Source organism: Acinetobacter sp. CWB-B33, from assembly GCF_039655955.1.
GTDB classification, from domain to species: domain Bacteria; phylum Pseudomonadota; class Gammaproteobacteria; order Pseudomonadales; family Moraxellaceae; genus Acinetobacter; species Acinetobacter bouvetii.
Window position 1 is genome coordinate 1 of sequence record NZ_JAGFEU010000011.1, and the last position, 8,618, is coordinate 8,618.

At 38.8% G+C, this 8,618-nt stretch carries 13 protein-coding genes and 2 pseudogenes; 1 reads left to right on the top strand and 14 read right to left on the bottom strand.

The window, feature by feature from the left end:
* The 4 genes and pseudogenes from JZ784_RS17285 to JZ784_RS17300 all read right to left on the bottom strand — a co-directional run.
* Positions 1 to 210: pseudogene (locus tag JZ784_RS17285) on the bottom strand (hypothetical protein); the annotation flags it as partial.
* A gap of 34 nt (positions 211 to 244) precedes the next feature.
* Positions 245 to 478: a hypothetical protein gene (locus JZ784_RS17290; RefSeq protein ID WP_346315756.1), complete on the bottom strand. Its 234-nt coding sequence runs from the start codon at positions 476 to 478 to the stop codon at positions 245 to 247.
* A 25-nt stretch (positions 479 to 503) separates the two neighbouring features.
* Positions 504 to 1,439 carry a phage tail tube protein gene (locus JZ784_RS17295; protein WP_346315757.1) on the bottom strand — a complete coding sequence of 312 codons (936 nt, stop codon included), beginning with the start codon at positions 1,437 to 1,439 and terminating at the stop codon, positions 504 to 506.
* A gap of 718 nt (positions 1,440 to 2,157) precedes the next feature.
* Positions 2,158 to 3,039, bottom strand: a complete 882-nt coding sequence (locus JZ784_RS17300; protein WP_346315758.1) for an ORF6N domain-containing protein — start codon at positions 3,037 to 3,039, stop codon at positions 2,158 to 2,160.
* 179 nt (positions 3,040 to 3,218) lie between these two features.
* Here JZ784_RS17300 and JZ784_RS17305 point away from each other — a divergent pair, with 179 nt between their 5' ends.
* Positions 3,219 to 3,485 carry an Arc family DNA-binding protein gene (locus JZ784_RS17305; protein ID WP_346315759.1) on the top strand — a complete coding sequence of 89 codons (267 nt, stop codon included), beginning with the start codon at positions 3,219 to 3,221 and terminating at the stop codon, positions 3,483 to 3,485.
* A gap of 37 nt (positions 3,486 to 3,522) precedes the next feature.
* On the opposite strand, the gene JZ784_RS17310 is transcribed toward JZ784_RS17305, so the two are convergent.
* The 10 genes and pseudogenes from JZ784_RS17310 to JZ784_RS17355 all read right to left on the bottom strand — a co-directional run.
* Positions 3,523 to 4,818, bottom strand: coding sequence for a hypothetical protein (locus JZ784_RS17310; protein WP_346315760.1), 1,296 nt, complete (start codon positions 4,816 to 4,818; stop codon positions 3,523 to 3,525).
* Between the two features lie 395 nt (positions 4,819 to 5,213).
* The gene (locus JZ784_RS17315) at positions 5,214 to 5,648 is read right to left on the bottom strand and encodes a phage tail terminator-like protein (RefSeq protein ID WP_346315761.1); all 435 of its coding nucleotides are present in this window, start codon (positions 5,646 to 5,648) and stop codon (positions 5,214 to 5,216) included.
* The gene (locus JZ784_RS17320) at positions 5,645 to 6,019 is read right to left on the bottom strand and encodes a hypothetical protein (protein WP_346315762.1); all 375 of its coding nucleotides are present in this window, start codon (positions 6,017 to 6,019) and stop codon (positions 5,645 to 5,647) included. The genes JZ784_RS17315 and JZ784_RS17320 overlap by 4 nt, the downstream gene beginning before the upstream one ends.
* Positions 6,020 to 6,057: 38 nt before the next feature.
* On the bottom strand, positions 6,058 to 6,558 hold the full coding sequence (locus JZ784_RS17325) for a hypothetical protein (protein WP_346315763.1): 501 nt from the start codon (positions 6,556 to 6,558) through the stop codon (positions 6,058 to 6,060).
* A 42-nt stretch (positions 6,559 to 6,600) separates the two neighbouring features.
* The gene (locus JZ784_RS17330; protein WP_346315764.1) at positions 6,601 to 6,897 is read right to left on the bottom strand and encodes a hypothetical protein; all 297 of its coding nucleotides are present in this window, start codon (positions 6,895 to 6,897) and stop codon (positions 6,601 to 6,603) included.
* Positions 6,898 to 6,965: 68 nt separating this feature from the next.
* Positions 6,966 to 7,334, bottom strand: a complete 369-nt coding sequence (locus JZ784_RS17335) for a glutamate 5-kinase (protein WP_346315768.1) — start codon at positions 7,332 to 7,334, stop codon at positions 6,966 to 6,968.
* Positions 7,303 to 7,710 carry a hypothetical protein gene (locus tag JZ784_RS17340; RefSeq protein ID WP_346315765.1) on the bottom strand — a complete coding sequence of 136 codons (408 nt, stop codon included), beginning with the start codon at positions 7,708 to 7,710 and terminating at the stop codon, positions 7,303 to 7,305. The genes JZ784_RS17335 and JZ784_RS17340 overlap by 32 nt, the downstream gene beginning before the upstream one ends.
* Positions 7,707 to 8,081: a hypothetical protein gene (locus tag JZ784_RS17345; protein ID WP_346315766.1), complete on the bottom strand. Its 375-nt coding sequence runs from the start codon at positions 8,079 to 8,081 to the stop codon at positions 7,707 to 7,709. Before JZ784_RS17345 ends, JZ784_RS17340 begins: the two co-directional genes overlap by 4 nt.
* 3 nt (positions 8,082 to 8,084) lie before the next feature.
* Positions 8,085 to 8,444 carry a hypothetical protein gene (locus JZ784_RS17350; protein ID WP_346315767.1) on the bottom strand — a complete coding sequence of 120 codons (360 nt, stop codon included), beginning with the start codon at positions 8,442 to 8,444 and terminating at the stop codon, positions 8,085 to 8,087.
* A 38-nt stretch (positions 8,445 to 8,482) separates the two neighbouring features.
* Positions 8,483 to 8,618: pseudogene (locus JZ784_RS17355) on the bottom strand (P22 coat - protein 5 family protein); the annotation flags it as partial.

The window sequence follows — 8,618 nt, forward strand, 5'->3', positions numbered from 1 at the left end:
CTCGTGATAAAGCTTGTCTTCATGTGCTGCAGTCGATACGTTATAGCCCTTGGCCGCAACTTGATTCTGCGCGCGTTCAAGCGCGACCTTGTAAGGCTTGTAAGCCTCACCGCGAATCTTAAACTCTGCCAGCACATTGCCTTCCGAATCTTCAAAGTCTTTCCACAAAGAGATACTTTTGCTCTTTTCAATTTCAACAACTAAGGCCATATTCTTTTCCTAAAATTAAGCCCCTTTCGGGCCATTAACCAAATACGCTTTTATATGCAAAACCTAATGCACTGATTAGCGCCGATGTGCCGAATAGAATGGCGGCTATCTTTGCTGCATTTGCAAGCGTAATACCTGCTTTATCTGCGCCTTGCTCACTCATCTCTCCATCTACCTTAACTTGATGTTTAGAGTTATAATTCAAATATGGTTTTCCTCTTAATCTGACTAAGTGGCGAACACAAAAAAGCCCATGATTACGAGTCACGGGCTTTTTGCTTTTCTGGATTTAATTAAGCTGTTGTACGCGTAATCGTTGGCGCTTCTTTTACGTGGCGGAATTCCATGGCCATGGTGTGATCATCATTTTTATTGGTATCTGACAAGCCATCATTGTCCAGTTCCAGCTTTGTGAAGTTGAAACCGTAAGCATTACCCAATGTATCTTCCATGCCGATTTCAGCTGTCATCGTTTCGCGTGATTCAACGTATGGAATCCACGCTTTAGAAGTAGTGGTTAATGCCAGCGTCACTTTCAACGTGATTGAGACATTGCCTTCTGTATAGCGGTTCGGGATCAGGCTGCCGTTGCCAAGGCATGGTTTTGCAGTCAGGTTGTTATTAATTGAAATTGTGAATGACTCTGCGCAGGCCGTGCCTACCGTAGACACGCCATTGATCTTGAATGCATTCACATTGATAGATGACATGAATGGCGTAGCAGTAGCAGCCAAAGGATTAGCTACAGGTGATGCAACTGGTGTTGCGTAGCCTGTAGCGCTAATAGATGCACTGCCGGTGATCTTTCCTTCTGTATTACCTTGGATGGTTAGTTCGCCAATACGGCAGCCTGAGAATACCTGGATAAAGCCGACTTTCTTGTCATGCTTAACTACAGTGTATGTCGGCAGCGTATCACCGCCAATTTCCAATGTAGAAACACTTGCCGTGCCTGAGTCTACAAACATGTTGCCGGCAACACCTTCGAAGAACATATCTTGGCTTAAAGCCGACAATTCATACTCAATATTACCAACAGCTTCCGCCGACCCAGCAACTGATCCTTGCTCAAAGCGTGAATCTACAATTTCATCCGACTGTGTCAGTGTGACTGTCTTTTTCAATGAATCTGAATTGCGGCGCAGCGTATGCCATTCAGGCACTGCAGGTAGAGTATTCGGCGTTTCTTCTTTCGCAACGTGGATGACCACATCAGTGCCTTTGGACATGGCTGTCTCCTATGATTAGGCGTAAAAAAACCGCCTTTTGGCGGTGTGATATGTTTGTGGCTCTTAGTAAATAAGAGCCAAATTTTTAAATCTCATCACAATTCTTTAGATAAATGCAACCCACTGTAGTTATTACATTTTCCAGATATAAACACAGATAATTAAAGTTAATAAAATTAAAATGAATCGCCATGCTGGCATTTCGCGTAACTCCATTAGACACCAATTGACCAATTTGATAAAATCTTCCATACGTAATGTTTCTCCTCTTACTTTTGTCGGTGGGTTGAGATTTAAAAAGCTCATGATTTGCCGTCATGGGCTTTTTGCTTTTTTGGATTATGCAATCCTAATTTTTTCGCTTATTTTTTTGTTCCAACTACATTAATTTTTTTAAAATAATTTTTATTAATTAAATTTCAATTACTTAAACAAAATTATGTAAAAATTAGTCACTTTTCATTGTGCAAATAAGTTAAAAAATACTTAGAAATAGCTAATTTTATTTTTTTATCGGAACAAAAATTTTATGTGCTTTTCATTTCTGCTATGCCTTTAAAAACTTAAGATAAAATTCAGGCACAAAAAAACCACCTCGAAAGGTGGTTTAGATTTTCTTAACAGTCCGCATAGTTTTTCTATAAAAACTAACTATTTGCACAACTATTCAGTGTGATAAAAACTAACCCAAAACTGTATCAGCAGTCAAGACTTTAAACTATGACTTAATTAGGCTGCATTCCAATAAAGCCTTATAACCCAGCCCGCCTTTATGCCAGTCATGTCGTTGCGCCAATTCAAATATAGGCATATAGACTTCACGACCTACTATTTGTTTTGCATCTTCCGCTGCAAAGGTGAAATGGTCATGTATGCCATGCCCCATTGCTGGACTTATCTTGCGGATTGATCCGCCAAACTCAGACCACCAATGATTCAGCCAAAGTGCATGCCTTGCTAATGACTCGATATGTTTGGAATCAAACTGCTGTTTCTTATCTGCATTGCTATATAAAGCAATTAGGTGATGTACGTATTCTACTGCTACGGGAATAGCATCAAATGGTATGTCTTCAAGATGCTGTACATTAAATCTTTGGTGAACCAGTTTGTAGGCATCACTAAAGTTTAGATGTTTGGTTTTGGCCACAAGCATATTTACGGCGTTGGTCAACGGCTCACGCTCTGATTTGTGCGTTTTGGCTAAAATTTCCTTGCGATGGAAATAGCAGTCTTCTAGTTGTTCAAATACATCCCAAGCTTGGTCTGTATCGAGCATTTTCGCGTGGCGGGCTGCACCTCGTTCTGTCCATAGCGTTAAAACTCGGGTTTTAGGTGAAATTTGCGCGTGAACATTATTCACAAGCAAATCATTTGCAACTGACTTTAAGTCAGTCACAAATTCCTTAAGTTCTTGACCAATAATTTTGAAAAAATGCTTACCCTCAATAAAACGAGATTTATTATTTGAGTAATTTTTACGAATATTAGTTGGATCTGTACCATAAAAATCAGCCAACATTTCACTCGTAACAACAGGAATTGATTTGAAATTGATGATTGATATTTCTGTGTCTTTGATCTGTGCTATATTTGGCATGTCAGTATTCCTCATAGAACATTGATAAATCGCCCCGTGATCCGCCAAGATTTTTCGGGGCGTTTTAATATCCCTGCTAGGGATGTTTTATAATTTATTCTTATGAAAATATATTGTCAATCCCTGCTAGGGACATTACTATTAATTTAATCAAACTAATTTTATTCTGAGAAATAGATATGGGTCGCAATCTAGCAGACGTTGAATACAAAATGCGCATGACGCAGGATCTCAAAGAAAAGATTGTTGTTTCAGCAAAAGAACATAACCGTTCTATGAATGCGGATATTGTTGCTCGTCTAGAGGAAAGCTTTGAAAAAGATGATGCTGCGGAATTTGATAAAGGGTTTGTCTTGCATGTAATAGAAAGCCAGCAAGATCAAATCAACCAACTCCAAAAGATGATTCAGGACCTAATGACTCAGTTACGTGGGTCACAAGAATAAAGCTATAAAAAAAGCACCCTATGGTGCTTTTGGGGAATCAATCATCATTATCATCGTCAATTTGTTTATGTGTATCAACAATACCCTTTAAACCTAGTGAAGCTGCCATTTCTTTGCGAGCATCTCCCCCTAAAGTAGCTTCCATCGCTTTCTTAGTACCTATTCCCAAAACAGATGCTAATTCTTGCTGAGAATTTGGTCCAAAGGCAGCTTTCACAATTTTATGAGCATTTAATCCTAAGGCAGTCTCAATAATCTTCCGAGTCTCTATATCTAATCCTAAAGCTGAGTCTATTGCTTTACGATAACTATCCGTTCCCCCAATCACCTCTCTATTCTCCAAATCTAAGCCTAAAGCTGATGCGAATAGCTTAGCCTTATTACCACTCGGTACCTGAGAACTTGATTTTTGGAATGCAGCAACCTCTTGTTCAATCTGATCCTTTTGCGCCTTCGCATCTTTCAAAGAATTATACGCTGCTTCAATATCTTGTAATTCTGCTTTTTCTTTAAATAGTTTCTCTATTTTCTCTTCATACTTACGAATTTCATTCTCATGAACTTGGACTGTTAATTTTTTACTTTCTTCAAGGACTACATTTAACTTAATCAATTCACGTAATGAATTAACGAAACTTCCCATTTCATCAGCACTACCCGAAATTCGATTAAAAATATCTAGGAATTCTTGTAAATACGGATTATCAGAGAAACTTGGATAACGAACTTTATGATCTATTTCACTCCACCCTTCTTCAAAAATAGTTCTTGTTTGGATTTCACATTTCACTTGCTGACCGTCAATTTTGGTAGCTGGAATGATGTAATGAATTGAACGATAACCTTTATCATGTTCTTCAGTCGCGCAATCTTTATAATTTTCATATTTAGTTAAATCATCGCCATTACGATAATAAATAACTACAGGCTCTTGTTGCTCCCATCTAGACAAAATATGCGTATGCACAAGTTCCCAATCCTTTTTAAATAAGTAAATTGCTCGCACGCCAATTAAATCTGAAATGATACTTTTATAAGTATTTTTCGAAATCGTATCGTACTTCTCAGCAACGTTTTCACATTCCCATTTACGAATAATTTTTTCAATTACATGGCTCGTATCTTTGATACGTGAACGTACCGTATGTACACCTTCACAGCGTTGAAGCTTATTCGCAACATAACTTGCTTCATCTAAGAGATCATTTTTGTGAATTTCATAGTCTTCAGCTATTTCTACAAGAACTTGCGCATCTCTGCCTAACTTTTTAAAACGCTCTGGCAGAATCCCCATATCAACTAAAAATTCTTCATGTTCTTTCGATAAGCTCATTATTCTTTCAACATATTGTGATTTAAAGCAAATATTGCCAATTTAACTGCAAACTATCAAGCCAATCCTATATAAAAACTTGCAACACGAATCAAGAACTTAATAAACATGATGAACCCAATAATTAGCGCTATATGCCAAAATATTTTGATAAAACTTTCGGGCTTTAAATTCATTGCTTCCATTGTCGCTCCTAGAAACCTAAATGAAAATTTGTTATCTTTACTCAATGTTCTATTCCTTACTTTTTCTAAGGTGTGGAAACAAAAAAGCCAAGAATTGCGAGTTCTTGGCTTTTTGCTATTTGTGCAATGCAAAACGCCATGAACTTATTAAGGCCCACGGCGTCTTGCGGTTTGTTGTGTAATATCGGCTAGTTTTAGCCTGCTTAATATCTAATTCACTATGTAAGAAATATTTACGTTGTATTGATAGAAGCTCATGCTTGACGGATCACCAATTGCACTGGAATGGCCCGCATCGAGAATATTTGCTTCACGCAATTCCAAATCACCAGTTTTGTAAAACTGCATGTGCGAAGCCCATTTGTCCGCCATCTGCGATAGCCCATCAGTGCCAGTATTCAGCGGCGCAAATAATTGAATGAAAATAATGCCAGTTGTTCGAGTACTGGGCTGTTCACCAATCTCGGCAATGAATGACCCTGCATTTTTAACAGTGACTTTGGCCCATATCTCATTCTCAGGTGGCTCAAATGGCTTGCCATCCACAAGCGGGTTGTTTGCCAACTGTATGTTTTCCTTTGCCATCTCAGTGAATGCACCTACACGGGCCAAGATGGCCCGCAAAGCTTGAGTGTTCGTCATCATTTGTATTTCTCACAGACATACTGGAATGAAAGCGCATAAACGCCATTAGGTGCCTGCTGGCTGTGGCCATTTTCCAATGCCATACCATAAGGACTATTGGACTGGATATAGATCAGGCCACCAAACTGGGCTGCTGCCGCTACTTTGAGGCCTTCCGATAGGGTTGTCGCACCAGAGTCATCAAAATCTTTTTGGTATGAGTTATCGGGTGAATCAAGCGTAACTTTGTGGGAAGCGCGGAACTCACCATCCATTACCGGCGATCTTAGGACGACTTGCTGCAGAACCTCAGCTGTGATCTTTTTTACATGCTGATCGGCATCTTTAAGTGCCCGCGCAATAAAGCCACTCGGTTTGTTTTTCCAGCCCATATTTCACCCATTAAAAAATCCACCGAGGTGGGAAATTTTTACTTGTATTTAAAGGTTTTTCTATAGGTAGAATACAACTTAAGTTCGTCAATTAATTTTTCACAAACTTCGCCATATTCTCTACATAAGGACTCAGGAATAGCATTGGTTATAAAGCCTTCATGATTAATAGGATCGGTGAATAATTCAAACCTGATAGCAGTCTTACCAGAAACCTTATTGAATATTTTTATGAGTTCATTTAATTCTTTATCATCTAGACATTCTGCGAGAAAAGCCAAATTCCTAAAATTTTGATGATCTAATTCCACAAATTTATCAATGAGTTTTTCAATATTTTCTAAGTCATTTGGTGGTTTAAAAGTCAGTATTGTTAATGTGGTTAAGGCCTCAAGGAGATTGATTGTCGCTTCTTTCGCTAAATTTGAAATCACCTCCTTCCCTTTTTGATTGTGCCAAACGCGATATACAATAAAAGCAATAATAAAAGGTGTTAATATTTTTATTAGCTCAGTCCAATCAATAGCACAGAATTCCATAAATCCCCAAAATTCAGAAAGATTTTAATTTACACTTTCAAATTAACCAAAAGATGTGGGAATTAAGTTTATCTCCCAATCCTCAATAAACCTTTCACTCAAATAGTTTTTGATTTCTAATTCATCTTTTTGGTAAGTTTGTTCTGTGTATATACATACATTTCTTCCGCCCGTAATGCTCCATCTCTCAATTCCATTCAGGCAATCATTAGCAGTAGTTTTTCTTGCCAGATAAACTTTAGCTTTACCATTTGAGATTAATTTATCTCTACCACGGATGGTTTTTGGGCATTTTGTTTCAGGAATTGTTATTTCAACTACATAGGCTTGTTTTTGCATGGCTTAAATTCATTATTGTAAAATAATTAATGTTTTATAAGTCCTTGGACCAAATAATTCAATAACTTTTAAACTTTCCGCAACTGGCAAACCCAAATACTACCTGTTGGATCTTGTCCAATATTCACCAACTTAAATCGCCCTTTTGATGTAGTCCACACATCGCCAATCTGTGGAACCTGAGTTACTTCATTTTGCAATACGGTGGCCTTTGAATCTGTGACTTGGTAATCGATAGGCTTTACCATATCGCGCTTATATGAGCCAAAGAGAACGCCACGGCCTTGGTAAGCTTCCACGGTTATTGTTGGGTAGGTCTGCGTTTCAAAATCAAGTGCTCCGCTTTGAATCGTCTTGGAGCATGTGAACGCTTCAACCGCATCTATAAGCTTGCTATCAAATGCCTTAGCAACTTTGGATTGGATTTTGTTTTTGATCATGGCTTTCGCTTGCCTCATACATATCAAATAGGTCTTGAGCTATACGCTGTATTGAATATGCTTCAAATTCGAAGCTGGGCTCTTTTTCACCCATCAGATGTTTTGTGCGCTGCCAAATGTGTACAGCTTCATGCAGCAACAGGCCATGAATAGTGATCAGTGATTTATGTTGAGTTTCCCCAAGTTGAACAATGCAATGTTTTCCGCCATCGTAATAATCCACCTGCGCAGGACAACCCATAGATAGAAATTCATCTGAATCATCCATGTCATCAAACAGAAGATCCATATGAATCTGATTGCGGGCCAATGTGTACTTCGAATGTTCAAAAGGCGTGATATACCATTCGGGAACATAGTCTGTATTAATCATGCCCGAAACACCTCAAACCCAAACCCTTTAGGCTTTAAATCCAATGAATCAATCAAAGCTTTGGCAATTTGCTCATACTCTGAGATTGCTACACTGCCCTCAGCAAATGATTCTTCAACTTCAACCGTATCAGCTTTTACACGTTCGCTTGTAGTCTGTCGGTCGATGCCTGCATAAATTACCTTGGCAATAATGCCTTTAATGATTTCGCATGCCGCAGTCTTAAGCTCATCTGCAATTTCATTCGGCACATGGCCAACGTGGTTCTTCATCCAGGTATTAGCCAATAAAATGAGCCGAGCTTTATCACCAGCTGGTGCAAAGTCTGCCCCGAGAATCTGCTCAGCTTGTTCTTGGGTAATAAAGCTCATGGGTTATTCCTTTGGTTGTTCTGCTTTAGCCGCTTCTTCTGCGGCTTTAGCGGCTTTTACTTCTGCAGCGGTTAGCTTTTTAATTGCTGGCTGCAGTTCATCAATACGCGCCTGCATTGCAGCAATATCGTTTTTAAATGCGATTAGTTCGCTTTGGGCTGTAGCCAATTGCTCTTTTGTTTTTGCTAAATCAAGTGCGACTAAATCAAATTGTTCACTAGCAACTAAACCATTCAATTCCGCAGGCTCTGTTAAAAGCTTTTCACCTTCACAAAGTTCATGTTGCCCAACTTTAAAATCAGACATATTGATGATGCGAAACCCTGTACCATCTTTGATTTTAACTGTCTCTGTATGTGACATATTTACTCCTGTAAAGGGCGATTTCCCGCCCTTCATAATTAGCCTAACAATAACCCAATATGACGTGATGCTATCGCCTTCACGCCCCATGCAAGGCTGACTTCGTATACGACTTGTTTGTATTGACGATACACGGCGATTTCAAAAGCGAGCCCAGTAACTGGATCAACAATT

What these genes read in the sequence shown, in the direction of transcription:
- JZ784_RS17295 (WP_346315757.1), bottom strand. Translation starts at nt 1,439, where the DNA reads ATGTCCAAAGGCACTGATGTGGTCATCCACGTTGCGAAAGAAGAAACG.
- JZ784_RS17300 (WP_346315758.1), bottom strand. Translation starts at nt 3,039, where the DNA reads ATGCCAAATATAGCACAGATCAAAGACACAGAAATATCAATCATCAAT.
- JZ784_RS17305 (WP_346315759.1), top strand. Translation starts at nt 3,219, where the DNA reads ATGGGTCGCAATCTAGCAGACGTTGAATACAAAATGCGCATGACGCAG.
- JZ784_RS17310 (WP_346315760.1), bottom strand. Translation starts at nt 4,818, where the DNA reads ATGAGCTTATCGAAAGAACATGAAGAATTTTTAGTTGATATGGGGATT.
- JZ784_RS17315 (WP_346315761.1), bottom strand. Translation starts at nt 5,648, where the DNA reads ATGATGACGAACACTCAAGCTTTGCGGGCCATCTTGGCCCGTGTAGGT.
- JZ784_RS17320 (WP_346315762.1), bottom strand. Translation starts at nt 6,019, where the DNA reads ATGGGCTGGAAAAACAAACCGAGTGGCTTTATTGCGCGGGCACTTAAA.
- JZ784_RS17325 (WP_346315763.1), bottom strand. Translation starts at nt 6,558, where the DNA reads ATGGAATTCTGTGCTATTGATTGGACTGAGCTAATAAAAATATTAACA.
- JZ784_RS17330 (WP_346315764.1), bottom strand. Translation starts at nt 6,897, where the DNA reads ATGCAAAAACAAGCCTATGTAGTTGAAATAACAATTCCTGAAACAAAA.
- JZ784_RS17340 (WP_346315765.1), bottom strand. Translation starts at nt 7,710, where the DNA reads ATGATTAATACAGACTATGTTCCCGAATGGTATATCACGCCTTTTGAA.
- JZ784_RS17345 (WP_346315766.1), bottom strand. Translation starts at nt 8,081, where the DNA reads ATGAGCTTTATTACCCAAGAACAAGCTGAGCAGATTCTCGGGGCAGAC.
- JZ784_RS17350 (WP_346315767.1), bottom strand. Translation starts at nt 8,444, where the DNA reads ATGTCACATACAGAGACAGTTAAAATCAAAGATGGTACAGGGTTTCGC.